An 18,038-nucleotide genomic window follows, 5' to 3' on the forward strand; every position below is an offset into this window, starting at 1 on the left:
TCACGGTGACTAAAACCACAGGTGCCGATGGTCAAGACATCTACAACGTTGCGACCAAAGATGATGTGTCATTTGATTCGGTTCAAGTGGGTGATGTGAATATTGATGGAACCACAGGCAAAATCAGTGGAGTTACAGATGGCACAGTTGCAGCAGGCTCTAAAGATGCTGTGAATGGTGGTCAGCTGAATGATAGCGTTGCATCTACAGGCGATATCTTGGGTGGTGGCGTGACCAATGAAGGCGGTAAGCTGAATGGTCCATTTACAGTGAGTGGCAAAGGCTACGATACAGTTGCCGATGCGATTCAAGGTGAAGCTGCAGCTGCGAAAACCGAGGTGACAGAAGGTAAGAACGTCACCGTCACTAAAACTACAGGTGCTGATGGTCAAGACATCTATAACGTAGCGACCAAAGATGATGTGTCTTTTGATTCTGTTCAAGTCGGTGATGTGAATATTGATGGCGTGACAGGCAAGATCAGTGGTGTTGCAGATGGCACGATTGCAGCAGGTTCAACCGAAGCGATCAATGGCGGTCAGTTGCATGGTGTTGCGGATAGCGTTAAAACCTCTATTGGAGGAAAAACAAGCTTAAATCCAGATGGTTCAATCACCACCAGTGATGTTGGAAATACAGGTAAAAACAATATCCATGATGCAATTGATTCTGTTCGTGGTCAGGCAGTAGCAGCGAAAACTACGGTCACCGAAGGAGACAACATTGTTGTCACACAGAGCAAGAATGCAGATGGCAGTACCAACTATGAAGTTGCCACTGCAAAAGATGTGAAGTTTGACAGCGTGACAGCAACAGATGCAGACGGCAATGAAACCATTCTGGATGCCAAAGGTGTGAGCTTAAAAGATCAAGCTGGAAACACCACGATTCTTGGTCAGGATGGTCTCGGTTTCGCTGACCCGATGGGGAATAGCGTTGGCCCACGTATTAGTGCAAGAGGCATAGATGCAGGCAATACGGTGATTACAGGTGTTGCACCAGGGCGTATTGCAACTGATTCACAAGATGCAATCAATGGCAGCCAGTTAAAAGGTGTTGCAGATAGTGTTGCTGGAGCAATCGGTGGAAATACCACGGTGAATCCTGATGGCAGCATTAGCACAAGCAACATTGGTGGAACAGGAAAAGACAACATCAATGATGCAATTGGCGCTGTGGGTAAAGCTGCACAAGAGGCCAAAACCACGGTAAGTAAAGCGGCTGGCGACGAAAATGTCACTGTAAGTAGTCGTCAAAATGCAGATGGCAGTACGGATTATGAAGTTGGCTTATCGAAGGACGTTAAAGTCGATAGCGTGACTGCGGGTGATACGGTCATCAATGGCGATGGTTTAACCATTGCAGGCGGTCCAAGCGTGACTAAAGACGGGATTGATGCAGGTGATAACAAAGTTACGGGTGTCGCCGATGGGACTATTGCAGCAGGTTCTAAAGATGCGATCAACGGTGGTCAATTACATGGTGTTGCAGACAGCGTGAAAAACGTGGTCGGAGGTAATGCCAAAGTGAATCCAGACGGCTCAATTACGACCAGTAATGTGGGTGGTACGGGTAAAAACAACATTGATGATGCAATCAACTCAGTTCGAGGTGCGGCTGCAGCAGCCAAATCAACGGTCAGCAATAAAGATGGCAACATTAGCGTAAACGAAACGACCAAAGCTGATGGCAGTAAGGATTATGAAGTCGGTTTAGCCAAAGACATTCAGGTTGATAGTGTGACTGCTGCCAACCAAGTCAATGTAGGCGGTGCAGGTGGAACTACGATTGCAGCAGATGGTGTTCGTATCGCGGAAGGACCAAGTATCACCAAAGGTGGTATTGATGCAGGAAGCAGGAAAGTTACAGCTGTGGCTGAAGGGGCAATTACACCAGATTCAAAAGATGCAATTAACGGTAGCCAATTGCATAAATCTTATGAAAATGTAGCTAAGGCCTTAGGTGGCGGAGCGGGTTATGATCCAAGTGCAGGTTGGACAGCGCCGAGTTATGAGGTTGCGGGTGGAAAACATGACAATGTCGGTGATGCACTCAATGCACTTAATAATGCCGATCAGGCATTAGGTGATCGAATCACAAACCTTGGCGATCAAATGCAACAGGCCTTCTACGACACCAATCAACGGATTGACGATGTCAAAAAAATGGCGAATGCAGGAGTTGCAGCAGCAATGGCACTGGAAACCGCGCCGTATATTTCAGGTAAATATACCTATGCCGTTGGGGCTGCTTACCATGGTGGTGAAAATGCCGTGGGTCTAACACTGCGTAAGACCGCAGATAACGGCCGATGGTCACTCACAACTGGTGTTGCAGCAGCTTCTCAGGGCGATCCAAGCTTCCGAGTCGGTCTAAGCGGTGTATTTGACTGATTATTTATTTAACTTTGGGGGAGCCGTTTAGGGTTCTCCCTGACTTAAACAATAATAAGTGAGAATCGAGATGAAAAAGATGAAAGCCTTAATGATGATTAGCTTATTGGGTGCTGTATTGCCAAGCCAAGCACATAGCAAAACAGATGCCATGCATGCACAGGATGTTACTTTTCCGGAAGTCGATAAAAGTTATCTGAAATTGGTTAAACGTTATGAAATGAATGACGTTGCGCGTTTAGGTGTGGGAATGAATAAAGATCAGCTTCGCCACATTTTAGGAAATCCACATTTCAATGAAGGATTGATGCTAGTCAAAACGTGGAACTATGTATTAGATATTCGCGTACCCAATACACAGGACTATAAACGTTGCCAGTTACGTATTGATTTTGATCAGAAATATAAAGTAGAGCGTTTATCATGGAAAGGAGATGAGTGTCAGAACACTATCGTTTAAAGATAAGAGATAATCATGTGATTATTTATTTGTAACTAGCAAGTTTAGATCAAAAATTAAATTAAACAAATAGGAGAAGAAAGACCTGTTTGTTTAATTTTCCTAAAATGATTATTTATAGGATGTAAAGTGTCAAAAAAATAAGACCAAGGTTTGATAAGCTCTTAAGAGTTGAAATATGAGATGGAGAATATGTTTCATACTTTTTCACATTGTGAAAAAAATATAAGACTGCATATTATTGAAGTCGGCAATAAAGATCTAAAGCATGCAGTAATTTTTTTTCTCTTGGAGATAGATAAGTTTTTTTCTTTAATTAATAGTTTGTCTTTGGATCATTTTCGCATTGTTTTGATTTATCGCTGTGAAATATTAAATCAGGATTTTATTGGGCAAGATCTGTTAGATGGGTTTAAATGTTTAACAGATCGTTTAGTTGTTGAGAATACGCACTTTATATTTGAACCAGACTTGGATGATGCCTATAAATATGCCTTATATACCAGTGATTTATTTGACTCAGTTACGATTTGCAAAAAGTTCGATGAACTATGTATGCAGGCCTTCTTTGCATCTTGTCCACTTAAAAGTGAGGATAAGATAGATTTTATTGGTAGAGTGAATATTCAAATCAGCAATATTTTATCGGAAGGAGAACCTTATCTTATTAAAGTAGCAAAAAAAATGAGATTAACACCGCGGGTGTTATCTAAAAGAATAAGAAGTGAAGGCGAAGAATTTAAATTATTAGTTAAACAAAAAAGACATGAAAAAGCCTTGTTTTTATTAAAAAATGAAAATGTGAGTTTGTCTGATATCGCATATACATTGGGTTATACGGAGCACAGTGCTTTTACACGCGCATTTAGAGGATGGACTGGATGTTCGCCTTGCCAGTTTAGAAAGTATTTAAAGTAATTCGATCTGAGGTATAAAGTTTTGGATATTAGGGATTTAAAAACTTTTATATATGTAGCTGATCATCAGTCTATTACCGTCGCTTCCGAGAAATTAGGCGTCAATCAGTCGACGGTGACAAAACGCATTTTTAATATGGAAGAGATTGTTAAAGGTGTTTTGTTCAATCGAGGTACACGACCATTACAATTAACCCAGTTAGGAAAAAAGGTTTATTTTAAAAGTTGCTTTATATTGCGACAGTTTGAGTCACTCAAAAATTTTCATACTGAAAGTAGTGAAATTATTAAAAAAAATATAAAGATTGGTATTGCACAAGTATTGATTGATGATCTGTTGGACTTAGTCATGAGTGAATCCAACAAAATTAATCCATATTACGACATTGATATTTATAGCGGATGGGGGAGTGGTCTTATTCAGCAAGTTCATGCGGGTGAAATTGATTTAGCGGTGTTGATGCTACCACCTACCCTGAGCTTAGCTGCTTCAGTTTCTTTTGTTGACGTTGGTACGCTTCCCTTAGTTATCGTTGCTCGAAAAGGAGACTGTTATAAATATAATAGTTTAGAAAAATGTAGTAAGCGTGGATGGGTACTCCACCCTGAAAATTGCTGTTTTAGAGAAAGCTTAGCCAAACTTTTATATGAAAGAAAGTTAGGTTTTTATATCAATAAAGAAATTTATGGAGTTGAGTTGCAATTACAAAGTATTTTGAATGGTGATGGCTTCGGTATTTATCCAAAAGCTTTATTTGATAAATTTATAGTTAATCATGATGGGTTGGAGATCATTGAATTAAATGATTTCTCTCTCGATTTGCATGTAGGTGTAGTCAAATCCCAACATATTGATCATGAGGAAGCAAATGCTTTTATCGAGATCGTGAAAAATCATTATTTTTAGTTGCTCAGAATTGTATTACGAATAAAAAAGTTTTCCGAATAGCTTTAATTTTTGATGAATGAAAGCGCTAAAAGCCCTAATGTGATTAGGACTTTTAGCTTGATTTTGATTTCAGTCTATTGGGCTTGATATTCGTTGATCACTTCTAATGCTGCTCGGAAAGCCTCCTGTGTTGCAGGTGCGCCACAATATGGCAAGCTATGCAATAACACTTCTTGGATTTCCTCAACCGTTGCGCCATTGTTCAATGCACCACGAATATGCCCTTTCAGCTCGGTTGGACTTTTCAGTGCAGTTAAGAAAGCGATGGTTATAAGAGAGCGATATTTACGCGGTAGCACACCTTCACGCTGCCATGTTGAACCCCAAGCATGTTCATTGATCCAGTCTTGTAATGGTTGCGTAAAAGGTACGGTATTATCCTGTGCGCGTTTGACAAAGGATTCGCCCATCACTTCAGTACGAACTTTTAATCCATTTTCATAATCTTGTTGTGACATATTTTTACTCTTTTGGCGGTGAGAAAAGATTAGATAGTTTCTTAAATTGTCCACATAGTAACTAAATAATGACCTAAGCTAAAGCCGTTGATTCTGACATTGAAATTTTGAATTAAGCGCTTATATGTTGCAGTGATGAGATCGATATCTAGCAAATTTTTGCTTTAGAAAATATCAATGTACCGGACTCATAATGGAAATGAATGACAAGGCGGTTTCAATGCTATTTGATGTTCTATGCTGGATGATTTTTGATCTTGTTTCTGTGTTGATGGTAACTGTAAATTATTTTTCTGTAATTATAATATTCTGATAAATAAATATAAGTTTGTATGTATTTTACTACCGAGTAAAAAGTTGAAAAATTTTTTTAAAAAAAAGGCTACAATTTTGATCCTCTCTATTGATGAATTCAGCTAGAATAAAAATACGGATCAATCTCATTTGTAACGATAAGTCTGTCTGTCGTGCTTAATATTGGAGTTTACATGGGGAAAGACGCATTGGCTCTAACCGTTTCAGAAGACAGAGGTGGTCCCACATGTTTGAACAACTAAAAGCTTATTTATAAGTGATACTCTGCTCTAGTTAAGCTACCTTATTTTGTTGTGGTAGCTGGTCATAGTAAAACTCATCTGGAGTCATTTTGTCCAGACTCGAATGAGGTCGTTTCAAATTATAAAATTCAAAATATGCGTTTAATTGCTTCTTCGCATCCAAAACATTGCTGTAGGCTTTGAGATACACCTCTTCATATTTAACGCTCCGCCATAATCGTTCAACCATCACATTATCAACCCATCGACCTTTACCATCCATGCTGATTTGGATGTCATTTGATTTCAATACATCAATAAATGCATCACTGGTAAACTGACTGCCTTGGTCTGTATTAAATATTTCAGGTCGACCATATTTTTCAATAGCTTCATTTAATGTTTCTATGCAAAATGTAACCTCCATACTAATCGATACTCTATGCGCAAGTACCTTGCGGCTATGCCAATCAATCACAGCACATAAATAAACAAAGCCTTTTGCCATAGGGATATACGTTATATCCGTAGACCACACTTGATTACTGCGCTGAATAGCCAATCCTTTGAGCAGATATGGATATTTGCGGTGAGCTTGATTAGCCTGGCTTAAATTTGGTTTGCAATATAACGCATTAATGCCCATTTTCTTCATTAAAGTACGTGTATGACGTCGTCCTATATGATGTCCTTGACGATTCAACAAATCACGCATCATACGGCTACCTGCAAAAGGGTATTGCATATGTAACTCATCCATACACCGCATCAGCTTCAGATCTGATGCACTCACAGGTTTTGGGCGATAGTAATAACAACCACGGGAGACTTTCAGCAGCTGAGCTTGCTTAGATACTGAAATCTGAAGTGAGTCATCGATTAACTTTTGTGGTTGAAGCGGCCCAGTTTCTTCAACACACCTTCTAAAAAATCAATTTCTAATGCCTGCTCACCGATTTTTGCATGTAGTTTTTTTAGATCGATGGGTGGTTCTGTTGGAGCTTTTGATTGATCGAAAGCTTGCGAGGAAGCTGAAATCAGTTGATTTTTCCAGTCGATAATTTGGTTTTGATGAACATCAAATTCAGCACTCAATTCAGCAAGTGTTTTTTCTGCTTTAATCGCAGCAAGTGCTACCTTAGCTTTAAAATCATTTGAATGATTTCTTCTTGGTCTACGTGCCATAAAATACTCCATATATTGATGTTTATAACATCATTTGGGGAGCAAAATATCACTTATAAGTGTTGTTCAAATTTCCTGATCCACCTCTTGTTTAAATTGTTGAAAGCTTCTAAAATCACTTGGCGTAGATGGAATGGCTAACTTCCTATTGTTAATCATTAAAAAATTATGCTTTTTCCCTTTAGATAAATAGATAGATTCTTGCCTTAAAAGTTTAACAATGAATTGATGAATGTCTTTGTTGTTTGAAAACTTCATATCAATCATCATCGTCATAAAAATCATCATCTTGCTCAGCTTGACATGAAGAGCATAGTTCACCGTTCACGATAGAATTATAATATTCACCTTCTGGTAAAGCATCGCCATAGAGTGTTGTGTAACATTCTGCACATTGATATAAATTAGCCATGATTATCTCCTTTACAGCATGGAGGTAATATAAAATTTGTTAAATAAAATCACAGCAAAGCTGTTGGCGGAAAAATATCAAAAAAATGCAAATAGCGAAGTAGACTGAATAACATTCTAAATTATTTCAAATACATAACATCCTAATGAGAATCATGAAGCTTTTTCGAGCCATTCATGAATATATGAAAACAAAGCCTGCCACCCCGCAGGTTTTTTTATGCCCAAAATTAAGGAGTAGAGCTATGAGCTTGAGCTGTCCCTTTTGCCATTCAACGAATGTGATGTTGGTTGAAGCAAGTACGCAACAATCCAATACAACCTTATCTAGTCTGGTTACCCCAACCACATTGGGAGTATTAGGAACAACAGTCGCAAAGACATTCAATCTACCACCAATTATTGGTGGAATCGCAGGAACGGTTTTGGGAAGTGTATTGAATTCATTCACAGAATCAAGCACACCATCACAGCAAAATTTATGCTTCTGCCATAACTGCTACCAAAAGTTTCCAACACATCTTCTGTACTAAAGATTGATTCGTATCAACACAGATTCAAATTTCAATTTCAAATTAAAAGGAATAAAACGATGTCACATCAAATTGAACAAATGGCGTATGTCGGAGAAACCCCTTGGCATGGGCTCGGCAACCAACTCACCCAAAACCAACCGATAGAAGTCTGGGCACAACAAGCAGGCATGGACTGGCGCATTGAATCCTCCAATGTCAGTTATATGGCTCAAAATGAACGAGGGCAAAGTATCATCATGCCCTATGAAGAACAACGAGTCCTTTATCGTTCTGATACCCATGCTCCACTGTCAGTCGTCAGTCAACGCTTTCAGGAAGTTCAACCCAGAGAGATTTTAGAATTTTATCGCAACCTCACTGAGCAATCAGGCTTTGAGCTTGAAACCGCAGGTGTATTGAAAGGTGGAAAGAAATTCTGGGCATTGGCACGTACTGGACAAACCTCTATGTTAAAGGGTAAAGATGTCAGTAATGGCTATATGCTTTTAGCAACCGCATGTGATGGAACCCTTGCCACCACCGCACAATTTACCTCGATCCGTGTGGTCTGTAACAACACTTTATCCATTGCCTTAAAAGGACAAAATAGCAGTGCAGGTGTGGTCAAAGTTCCACACAGTACTAAATTTGATGCAGATAAGGTCAAACAGCAATTGGGTATTTCAGTACGTGCATGGGATGAACACATGTATGAAATGAAGCAACTGACACAGCGTAAGGTTAGTCAGATGGAAGCCTCTGCTTATTTTGATGCAGTATTCAATAACAACACCATGAACAACGTATTAGATCAGGAGGACAACATCATTCAGTTCTACCGTGATGTAGCCTTGCAAGCCCAAGCCAATAGCAAGGAAAAATCTGAACCGAATGCCAAATCGATGAGTAAAGCGATGGAGATGTTTAACGGTCAGGGGCGTGGTGCAGAGCTGAGCTCTTCCAAAGGAACAGCCTATGGATTACTGTGTTCCATCACAGAATTTATTGACCATGAACGCAGAGCTATGAGTACTGATCACCGTCTCGATTCAGCTTGGTTTGGTGCTGGTGCATCGATCAAACAACGAGGATTGGAGCAGGCACTCAATATGCTTGCATAGTGAGACAAATACATTTTTCAGTCATGGAAATTTAGACCTATATTCTTATTTTAAAACGGAATATTAAATTTTAAGAATAATCAAACCATAGCTTCGGCTGTGGTTTTTTTATGCCCGAAATTTGTCATTTCGATCAAAACGACTTCATAACGCTCAATTAAAAATCAGGAATTCAACATGAATACAGCAATATTAAATCCTTCCATTCAACAAGCAAGTACACCTTTTATTGCCCCAAAATTGTTTACAGCCAAACGCCTAGTGAATACCAAAAATATGACACAGGCAGAATGGCTTGAAGTAAGACGCAAGGGAATCGGCAGTAGTGACTGTGCATCCGCATGTGGGCTGAATCCCTATATGTCGATGCTTGAACTGTGGATGATCAAAACAGGGCGAGTTAAACAATCCATCGAAGATGAAAGTTCAGGACATGCACCTTTATATTGGGGCAAGCAACTTGAACCTTTGGTCGCTGAATACTACAGCATGCACACCAACAACAAAGTCCGTCGTATCAATGCTGTACTGCAACATCCCGAAGCGGATAAGCATTTCATGCTAGCTAATTTGGATTACTCCGTGGTGGGCAGTGATGAAGTACAAATTTTAGAATGTAAAACCGCAGGAGAATATGGTGCCAAACTTTGGCGAGATGGTGTGCCTTTATATGTCCTGTGTCAGGTACAACATCAATTGGCGGTGACAGGTAAAAAAGCAGCACATATTTGCGTACTGATCTGTGGGCATGAAACTCGTATTTTCAAAGTGACACGCTCGGAATCAGTGATTGAGCATATCGTCAATGCTGAACGCTACTTTTGGGAATGTGTGGAAAATGATACACCACCTGATGTGGATGCCAGTGAATCGGCAGCCAAAGCCATACAGCAGCTCTATCCACAACATATTCCGTTGACTGTTGAAGACTTGAGTCATAACGAACAAGCCAATCAATTGTTTGCTCAACTGATTCAAGAAAAGCATCACATTGAAAAACATCAAAACAATTTTGATGAAACTAAGCATCAAATTCAGATGTTGATGAGGGATGCTGAACGAGCAACCTTTGTCAGTGGTTCAGTGACATGGAAGAAATCCAAAGATTCAATCAGTTTAGACAGCAAAGCCTTACTCAAATTTCACCCAGAAATGCTTGAGCAGTTTCCGCAAAGCAAAACAGGTACACGACGTTTTCAGATCTACACAGATGACTGAATTCATCGCATCGATATTTCTAATCTTCCAAAAAGCGCAAAAAACCACCCCGATCCACCGACTCCCGAAGGAGCGGTGGACTAATAATGGCGGTCTTTGCATTTCATCTGATCTTTAAATGGTTTTGTATTTGTTTACATAACAAAGGGTCAGCAGTAAAAAAATATTAGGAGTTACAAACCATGATTAAAGGTTTAGCGATTACACCACCGGCTCTGGGACGTATCAGTATTGGCCGTATGGTAGAAAAGAATGGCAAACGTCTACCTGAAAAAGATGATCAGTTCACCATTACTTCCCAGATTCAAAGTAAAGAGAGTGGCTGGATAAAACATCCATTAGATGAACAACTTCGGGCGCAGGCACCCAATCAAAAACTTAGAACCATTCCAGTTAGAATGATCTTTAATGATCCTGATTTAAACTTACGTGCGGAGTACAGCCTATTCGATCGGCAGACCGGTCGACCTGTTTGTGTAGGTAATGGTGAAACCTGCCAACGTTTAACCAATCAAGGGGTCGAGCAACATCCCTGTCCATCACCTGATTTATGTCCATTGGCTCAAGGAGGGAATTGCAAGCCTTATGGACGTTTGCATGTGAATTTGGATGACTCGGATGAGTTTGGAACATTTATCTTTAGAACCACAGGCTTTAACAGTATTCGGACTTTGGCAGCACGCTTGAGTTACTACAGTGCAGCTTCAGGAGGCTTACTGTCGTGCCTACCATTGCAACTCACTTTAAGAGGGAAAAGTACCACACAAAGCTATCGCCAGCCGGTGTACTACGTGGATCTAACTTTACGAGAGGGTATTAGCCTGAATGATGCCATTACTCAAGCCAAGCAAATTGATGAACAGAGCAAGCAGGCAGGGTTTTATCAGGAGGCACTGGATCATATTGCCAGACGAGGTTTTGCCAATGCACGGTTTGAGATGGATATACAAGAAGGGTTAGACGTGCTGGAGGAGTACTTTCCTGAACAAGAGCAGAACCTGACGGTAGAGCAACAAGGTTCACCTGAAGGGTTTGTGCAGGATATTCAGCAGGGGTTGCAGCAGAGTGTGAGGGTGGTGAATTAAGATGGTTGAATTACAGAATTGATAAACTTGGGAGCTTCGGCTCCCTTTATTTTTTATATCTGCCTGATGCTAAATGAATGAGTGGGTAATCAGGTCTAATTGTTGATTTATCTTGTATTTGAATATTAACTTATAGGTTAATATTCGTTTTAACTTTGATTCTTATTTTTTTTTACAGGATTTGTAAATGACCAGTACCCAACAACGCGCAGCACTGCAACGCCAAATCTGGCAGATAGCCAACGATGTCCGTGGCGCAGTTGATGGCTGGGACTTCAAGCAATATGTTTTAGGTACGCTATTTTATCGTTTTATTAGTGAAAATTTTGCCAGTTATATCGAAGGCGGTGACGACAGCATTAAATATGCTGAACTTTCTGACCAAGTTATTACTACAGATATCAAAGACGATGCGATTAAAACCAAGGGTTACTTCATCTACCCAAGTCAATTGTTCGGCAATATTGCTAAAAATGCGAATAATAACGAGAGTTTGAATACTGACTTAGCTGCTATCTTTGCTGCTATAGAAAGTTCTGCCAATGGCTACCCGTCGGAGCAGGACATTAAAGGCCTATTTGCTGACTTTGACACAACCAGTAACCGTTTGGGTAATACTGTCAAAGATAAAAATATCCGCTTGGCTGCTGTGCTCAAGGGCGTAGCAGGGTTACATTTTGGGGATTTTCAAGGCAGTCATATCGACCTGTTTGGTGATGCTTACGAGTTTCTGATTTCTAACTATGCAGCCAATGCAGGAAAATCAGGAGGAGAATTTTTTACTCCGCAGCATGTGTCAAAGTTGATTGCCCAGCTTGCCATGCACAAACAAACCAGCGTCAATAAAATTTATGATCCTGCTTGTGGTTCGGGTTCTTTACTTTTACAAGCCAAAAAACATTTTGATGCTCACATTATAGAAGACGGTTTTTTTGGACAAGAGCTCAATCATACGACCTACAACCTTGCGCGTATGAATATGTTCTTGCACAACATTAACTACGACAAGTTTAATATCCAGTTAGGCGATACGTTAAGAGAACCTCACTTTGGCGATGACAAACCTTTTGATGCGATTGTGTCTAACCCACCGTATTCGGTGAAATGGATTGGTTCGGATGACCCCACTTTAATCAATGATGAACGCTTTGCCCCAGCAGGCGTACTTGCTCCCAAATCTAAAGCCGATTTTGCCTTTGTGCTTCATACCTTAAGTTATTTATCTGCTAAGGGTCGAGCGGCCATTGTGTGCTTCCCTGGTATTTTTTACCGAGGTGGTGCTGAGCAGAAAATTCGCCAATATTTGGTAGATAATAACTATGTAGAAACGGTCATTTCGCTTGCATCGAACTTGTTTTATGGCACCACCATTGCTGTCACCATTCTGGTTCTATCCAAACATAAAACAGACACTACAACCCAGTTTATAGATGCTGGTGGGTTATTCAAAAAAGAAACCAATACCAATACTCTGACAAATGAACACATTGAACAGATCATGCAGGTGTTTGACAGCAAGGCCAATTTAGACCATTTTGCCCAGTCTGTACCTTTAGAGGCGATTCAATCCAACGATTATAATCTGTCCGTGAGTAGCTATGTTGAAGCCAAAGACACGCGTGAAAAGGTGGATATTTTTCAGCTTAATGCCGAGTTAAAAACCACTGTGACTAAAATTGATCAACTTCGTAAAGAGATTGATGCGATAGTGGCAGAGATTGAAGGGGAAGACGTGGTATGAGTAATACAGATTTTATGCAAAAGCTACTTGATGGCGCACAGGTTGAATGGAAAGCAGTTTCAGAAATATTTCATTTAAAAAATGGCTATACACCATCGACATCAAAAAAAGAATTTTGGGAAAATGGTTCTGTTCCGTGGTTTAGGATGGATGACATCCGCGAGAATGGTCAAATCCTTGGAGACTCATTACAAAAAATCTCGGAAAGTGCTGTAAAAGGGGGGAAATTATTTCCTGCCAATTCCATCATAATTTCAACATCGGCCACGATTGGTGAACATGCATTAATTACTGTTCCATATTTGGCAAATCAAAGGTTTACCAATTTAAGTTTGAAAGATAGCTATGTAAAAGTTTTTGATATGAAGTTTATTTTTTATTATTGTTTTTTATTGGCAGATTGGTGTAAAAAAAATACAACGATGTCAAGTTTTGCCTCTGTAGATATGGATGGTTTTAGAAAATTTCAAATCCCCATTCCAAGCCCAGAGAATCCTAAAAAATCCCTTGAAATTCAAGCCGAAATTGTACGAATTTTGGATGCATTTACTGCTATGACTGCGGAGCTGACTGCGGAGCTGACTGCGGAGCTTAAACTGAGAAATCAACAATATCAATATTTTAGAGATAAATTATTGACATTTGATATGAGCGAAGCACAATCGCCTTCGGACGAGAGCGGACGGCGGATAGAGGCTAAATGGATGACGTTGAGAGATGTTGGTACTTGGTACGGTGGGGGAACTCCATCTAAAAGCCATAGTGATTATTGGGAAAATGGAACTATCCCATGGGTTTCGCCTAAAGATATGGGGCGACCAATTGTTGATTCAGCTCAGGACTATATTACCGAAGATGCGATTGAAAACTCTTCGACAAAGTTAGTACCAGCAAACTCAATTGCAATAGTTGTTCGCTCAAGTATTTTAGATAAATTACTGCCAAGTGCACTAATTCCTGTACCTGTTGCACTTAATCAAGACATGAAAGCTGTAATACCACACAACCATATTATGCCTAGTTACCTTGCACATATGATTAGATCAAGAGGGGAGGATATTTTGCGGGCAGCTAGGAAAACAGGCGGATCTGTAGCATCTATTGAAAGTAGTAAACTCTTTTCTTTTTATGTTCCAATTCCTCACCTTGATGAGCAAAAGCGAATTGTCACTATTTTAGATAAATTCGATACTTTAACCAGTTCAATTACTGAAGGTTTACCACGTGAAATTGAGCTACGCCAAAAACAGTATGAGTATTACCGTGATTTGCTATTAAGTTTTCCTCAGTCATCTATCCCATCACATTGATATTTGTGGAGCACCAACATGGAAAAAATTGGTCAAGTCAAACAACTCATTCGCGAAGTTAACCGTTTGCACCGTGATTTTTCCAAGGATTATTTTGAACATGGCAAAATTGAGAAAATTAACCTCTCTAAAACCATTCGGCACGTGCCTGCTGCACATATTTATAAATACCGTTTAACCTTACACGAAAGCATTAATGACTACTTGATGACCGCAGATATAGACATCAAATATTTTTACCGAGTAAAAACCCGTGAAAGTATTGATGACAAAATACAGCGCTATTCTGCTCGTGAAGACCAATATCCTGTAAATAATTGGCTTAATGATATTTTTGGTGCACGTATTATTTTAACGACTGAAGAAATTGAGAGCGTGATGGATTTGCTGGATGACTGGCAAGATGAACTAAACCTTAAAAACTGGTATTTGCGGGATAAAGAAGGCTATCGTGGTTTGCATATCTACTTTAAAAACAGAAGTAATTTTTATTTCCCTTGGGAATTGCAAATTTGGAATCATGAAGATATTCAAAGCAATATTGAAAATCACGAAAAATTTAAACGCAATTTTATCTAAAAAATTCTAAAAATCACTTTGGACCTATCTTCTCGGTCAAAAATCAATGGAATCAAAACCATGACTAATTATAAGCCTATTGCCGAAACTAACAATTTTATTGTCTTAGATAAATATTGCAAAGAATGGCAAGCGGTTGACAGCTACCAAAGTGAAGGGGATTTAGAGCGCGAATTCATTCAGGACTTGGTCAATCAAGGCTATGAATATTTGCCCATTTTAAACAATGCTAAAGCTTTGTTGGCAAATGTACGTGAGCAACTTCAAGCATTGAATAACGTACAGTTTTCTGATGGCGAATGGTTACGCTTTGTTGAAATCTATTTGGATAGACCGAGTGACAGTGTTGTTGATAAAACCCGCAAGATTCATGACGACTATATTCATGATTTTGTCTTTGATGATGGGCATATTCAAAACATCTACCTTTTAGATAAGAAGAACGTTGCTCGTAATAAAGTGCAGGTGATTAAGCAGTTTGAGCAAAAAGGCAGCCATGCAAACCGTTACGATGTCACCATTTTAGTAAATGGCTTGCCTTTGGTGCAGGTCGAACTAAAAAAACGTGGCATCGCCATCCGTGAAGCTTTTAATCAGGTACACCGTTACAGCAAAGAAAGTTTTAATAGCGAAAATTCCCTCTATAAATATTTACAGCTGTTTGTGATTTCTAATGGGACTGATAGTCGTTATTTTGCCAATACGACGACACGTAATAAAAATAGTTTCGACTTCACTATGAACTGGGCCAAGGCCGATAATAGCCTAATCAAAGATCTGAAGGACTTCACGGCTACTTTTTTCCAAAAAAATACTTTGCTGAATGTGCTGCTGCATTACTCTGTTTTCGATATCAGCGATACCTTGTTGGTGATGCGTCCTTACCAGATTGCGGCTACCGAGCGCATTTTGTGGAAAGTCCAAAGTTCGTATCAAGCCAAAAACTGGAACAATACCGAAAGTGGCGGTTTTATTTGGCACACTACAGGTTCTGGCAAAACCTTGACCAGTTTTAAAGCAGCACGTTTAGCAACTGAGCTGGATTTTATTGACAAGGTTTTTTTTGTGGTAGATCGCAAAGACCTTGATTATCAGACCATGAAAGAATACCAGCGCTTTTCGCCCGATAGCGTCAATGGTTCAGACAGTACCGCAGGTTTAAAACGGAACTTGGATAAAGATGATAATAAAATTATTGTCACCACCATCCAAAAACTCAATAACCTGATTAAAAGTGAAGGTGACTTGCCCATTTATAACAAGCAAGTAGTATTTATTTTTGATGAATGTCATCGCAGCCAGTTTGGTGAAGCTCAGAAAAACCTGAAGAAGAAGTTTAAAAAGTACTATCAGTTTGGCTTTACGGGTACGCCTATTTTTCCACAAAACGCCCTTAGTGCTGAAACTACAGCCAGCGTATTTGGCCGTGAGTTGCATTCTTATGTCATCACCGATGCGATTCGTGATGAGAAAGTGCTGAAATTTAAAGTGGACTACAATGATGTACGTCCACAGTTTAAAATCATCGAAACCGAACAGGATGAGAAAAAACTCAGTGCAGCGGAAAACAAACAAGCCTTATTGCATCCCGACCGCATCCGTGAAATTAGCCAGTACATCCTGAATAATTTCCGCCAGAAAACGCACCGCTTACAAGCGGGTAGCAAGGGCTTTAATGCCATGTTTGCCGTCAGTAGTGTAGAAGCTGCCAAGCTGTATTATGAGTCACTCAACAACCTGCAAAAAAACAGTGACAAGCCTTTAAAGATTGCCACTATTTTTTCCTTTGCAGCCAATGAGGAGCAAGATGCCGTAGGTGATATTCAGGATGAAAGTTTTGATATTTCAGCCATGAACAGTAGTGCAAAAGAGTTTTTAAACGCCGCAATTGCGGACTACAATAAATTGTTTAAAACCAATTTTAGTGTTGATAGTAAGGGTTTTCAAAATTATTACCGTGATCTTGCCAAGCAAGTCAAAGCCAAAGAAATAGATTTGCTGATTGTGGTAGGGATGTTCCTGACAGGATTCGATGCCCCTACGCTTAACACTTTATTTGTAGATAAAAATCTACGTTATCATGGGTTGATGCAGGCCTATTCGCGTACCAATCGTATTTATGATGCCACCAAAACGTTCGGCAATATTGTTACTTTTCGAGACCTAGAGCAAGCGACCATTGATGCGATTACTTTATTTGGTGATAAAAACACTAAGAATGTGGTGCTAGAAAAAAGTTATAAGGAATACATGGAAGGCTTTACCGATGTGGTGACTGGTGATGCACGGCGCGGTTTTGTGGATATTGTGAAAGAATTAGAACAACGCTTTCCTAACCCCGATGAAATTTTTAAAGAATCAGATAAAAAAGCCTTTACGAAATTATTTGGCGAATACTTGCGTGTAGAAAATGTGTTGCAAAACTACGATGAATACGCCAGCCTAAAGGCTTTGCAGAATGTTGATGCGAATGACCTTGTGGCAGTTGAAGTATTCAAGACCCAACATTACTTAAGCGATGAGGATCTGTCAGCCTTGCAAACCATTCAGATGCCAGCTGAACGAAAAATCCAAGATTACCGTTCCACTTATAATGATATTCGTGATTGGTTACGTCGGGAAAAATTGGCTGAACAAAAAGAAAAATCGACCATTGATTGGGATGATGTAGTTTTTGAAGTAGACTTGCTGAAATCACAAGAAATCAATCTGGATTACATTCTAGAGCTGATTTTTGAGAACAATAAAAAGGTGAAAGATAAGGCAACGTTAGTTGAGGATGTGCGCCGAGTGATCCGTGCTAACCTAGGCAACCGTGCCAAAGAAAGTCTACTGGTCGATTTTATTAATCAAACAGACTTAGATCAGATTGGTGATAAGGCTAGCGTGATTGATACTTTCTTCACCTTTGCTCAAGCAGAACAACAGCGTGAAGTACAAGAACTGATTGGCGCCGAGAACCTGAATGAGGATGCAGCGAGACGTTATATTGCGACCTCGCTGAAACGGGAATTTGCCAGTGATAATGGCACTGAGCTCAATGCTATTCTGCCTAAAATGAGTCCATTAAACCCACAATACTTAACCAAAAAGCAGAGCATTTTTCAAAAAATTGCAGCGTTCGTTGAAAAGTTTAAAGGGGTAGGGGGAAAAATTTAGT

16 protein-coding genes are annotated in these 18,038 nt (G+C 39.7%); 12 read left to right on the top strand and 4 right to left on the bottom strand.

Annotated elements, in window-relative coordinates; genetic code table 11:
- From F885_RS20385 to F885_RS19935, 4 genes are all read left to right on the top strand, one after another.
- Positions 1 to 2,393: YadA-like family protein (locus tag F885_RS20385; RefSeq protein WP_005312100.1), on the top strand; the 2,393-nt coding region annotated here is incomplete at its 5' end.
- 70 nt (positions 2,394 to 2,463) lie between these two features.
- Positions 2,464 to 2,853 (top strand): outer membrane protein assembly factor BamE, encoded by a 390-nt coding sequence (locus F885_RS19945; RefSeq protein ID WP_005312102.1) that lies wholly within the window; start codon positions 2,464 to 2,466, stop codon positions 2,851 to 2,853.
- Between the two features lie 192 nt (positions 2,854 to 3,045).
- Positions 3,046 to 3,771 (top strand): helix-turn-helix domain-containing protein, encoded by a 726-nt coding sequence (locus F885_RS19940; RefSeq protein WP_005206856.1) that lies wholly within the window; start codon positions 3,046 to 3,048, stop codon positions 3,769 to 3,771.
- A gap of 21 nt (positions 3,772 to 3,792) precedes the next feature.
- Positions 3,793 to 4,677 (top strand): LysR family transcriptional regulator, encoded by an 885-nt coding sequence (locus tag F885_RS19935; protein WP_005312104.1) that lies wholly within the window; start codon positions 3,793 to 3,795, stop codon positions 4,675 to 4,677.
- Between the two features lie 116 nt (positions 4,678 to 4,793).
- Here the strand turns inward: F885_RS19935 and F885_RS19930 are convergent, their stop codons facing one another.
- From F885_RS19930 to F885_RS20960, 4 genes are all read right to left on the bottom strand, one after another.
- On the bottom strand, positions 4,794 to 5,177 hold the full coding sequence (locus F885_RS19930; RefSeq protein ID WP_005312106.1) for a carboxymuconolactone decarboxylase family protein: 384 nt from the start codon (positions 5,175 to 5,177) through the stop codon (positions 4,794 to 4,796).
- Positions 5,178 to 5,765: 588 nt separating this feature from the next.
- A protein-coding gene (locus F885_RS20390; RefSeq protein ID WP_085944219.1) for an IS3 family transposase occupies positions 5,766 to 6,910 on the bottom strand; the annotation gives its coding sequence in 2 pieces (ribosomal slippage) (positions 5,766 to 6,646 and positions 6,646 to 6,910; 1,146 coding nt in all).
- A 54-nt stretch (positions 6,911 to 6,964) separates the two neighbouring features.
- Positions 6,965 to 7,174, bottom strand: a complete 210-nt coding sequence (locus F885_RS20870; RefSeq protein ID WP_157411972.1) for a hypothetical protein — start codon at positions 7,172 to 7,174, stop codon at positions 6,965 to 6,967.
- Complete coding sequence (locus F885_RS20960; RefSeq protein ID WP_005206888.1) at positions 7,158 to 7,310, bottom strand: hypothetical protein; 153 nt, start codon at positions 7,308 to 7,310, stop codon at positions 7,158 to 7,160. Before F885_RS20960 ends, F885_RS20870 begins: the two co-directional genes overlap by 17 nt.
- A 244-nt stretch (positions 7,311 to 7,554) precedes the next feature.
- Between F885_RS20960 and F885_RS20395 the strand changes: the two genes are divergently transcribed.
- From F885_RS20395 to F885_RS19880, 8 genes are all read left to right on the top strand, one after another.
- Complete coding sequence (locus F885_RS20395) at positions 7,555 to 7,842, top strand: hypothetical protein (RefSeq protein WP_081400810.1); 288 nt, start codon at positions 7,555 to 7,557, stop codon at positions 7,840 to 7,842.
- A 59-nt stretch (positions 7,843 to 7,901) separates the two neighbouring features.
- Entirely contained in the window at positions 7,902 to 8,945 is a 1,044-nt protein-coding gene (locus tag F885_RS19910) for a DUF932 domain-containing protein (RefSeq protein WP_005206890.1), read from the top strand.
- Positions 8,946 to 9,122: 177 nt separating this feature from the next.
- On the top strand, positions 9,123 to 10,163 hold the full coding sequence (locus F885_RS19905) for a YqaJ viral recombinase family nuclease (protein WP_005206891.1): 1,041 nt from the start codon (positions 9,123 to 9,125) through the stop codon (positions 10,161 to 10,163).
- A 182-nt stretch (positions 10,164 to 10,345) separates the two neighbouring features.
- Complete coding sequence (locus tag F885_RS19900; protein ID WP_005206892.1) at positions 10,346 to 11,248, top strand: recombination directionality factor; 903 nt, start codon at positions 10,346 to 10,348, stop codon at positions 11,246 to 11,248.
- A gap of 187 nt (positions 11,249 to 11,435) precedes the next feature.
- Complete coding sequence (locus tag F885_RS19895; protein WP_005206893.1) at positions 11,436 to 12,989, top strand: type I restriction-modification system subunit M; 1,554 nt, start codon at positions 11,436 to 11,438, stop codon at positions 12,987 to 12,989.
- Positions 12,986 to 14,299: a restriction endonuclease subunit S gene (locus F885_RS19890; protein ID WP_005312111.1), complete on the top strand. Its 1,314-nt coding sequence runs from the start codon at positions 12,986 to 12,988 to the stop codon at positions 14,297 to 14,299. The genes F885_RS19895 and F885_RS19890 overlap by 4 nt, the downstream gene beginning before the upstream one ends.
- 18 nt (positions 14,300 to 14,317) lie before the next feature.
- A complete protein-coding gene (locus tag F885_RS19885; protein WP_005206896.1) occupies positions 14,318 to 14,878 on the top strand; it encodes a nucleotidyltransferase family protein in 561 nt (186 codons plus the stop codon).
- Positions 14,879 to 14,938: 60 nt separating this feature from the next.
- Positions 14,939 to 18,037 (top strand): HsdR family type I site-specific deoxyribonuclease, encoded by a 3,099-nt coding sequence (locus F885_RS19880; protein ID WP_005312113.1) that lies wholly within the window; start codon positions 14,939 to 14,941, stop codon positions 18,035 to 18,037.
- Position 18,038 lies beyond the last annotated feature (1 nt).

Origin of the sequence: Acinetobacter higginsii, assembly GCF_000369845.1 — a bacterium.
Lineage (GTDB): Bacteria > Pseudomonadota > Gammaproteobacteria > Pseudomonadales > Moraxellaceae > Acinetobacter > Acinetobacter higginsii.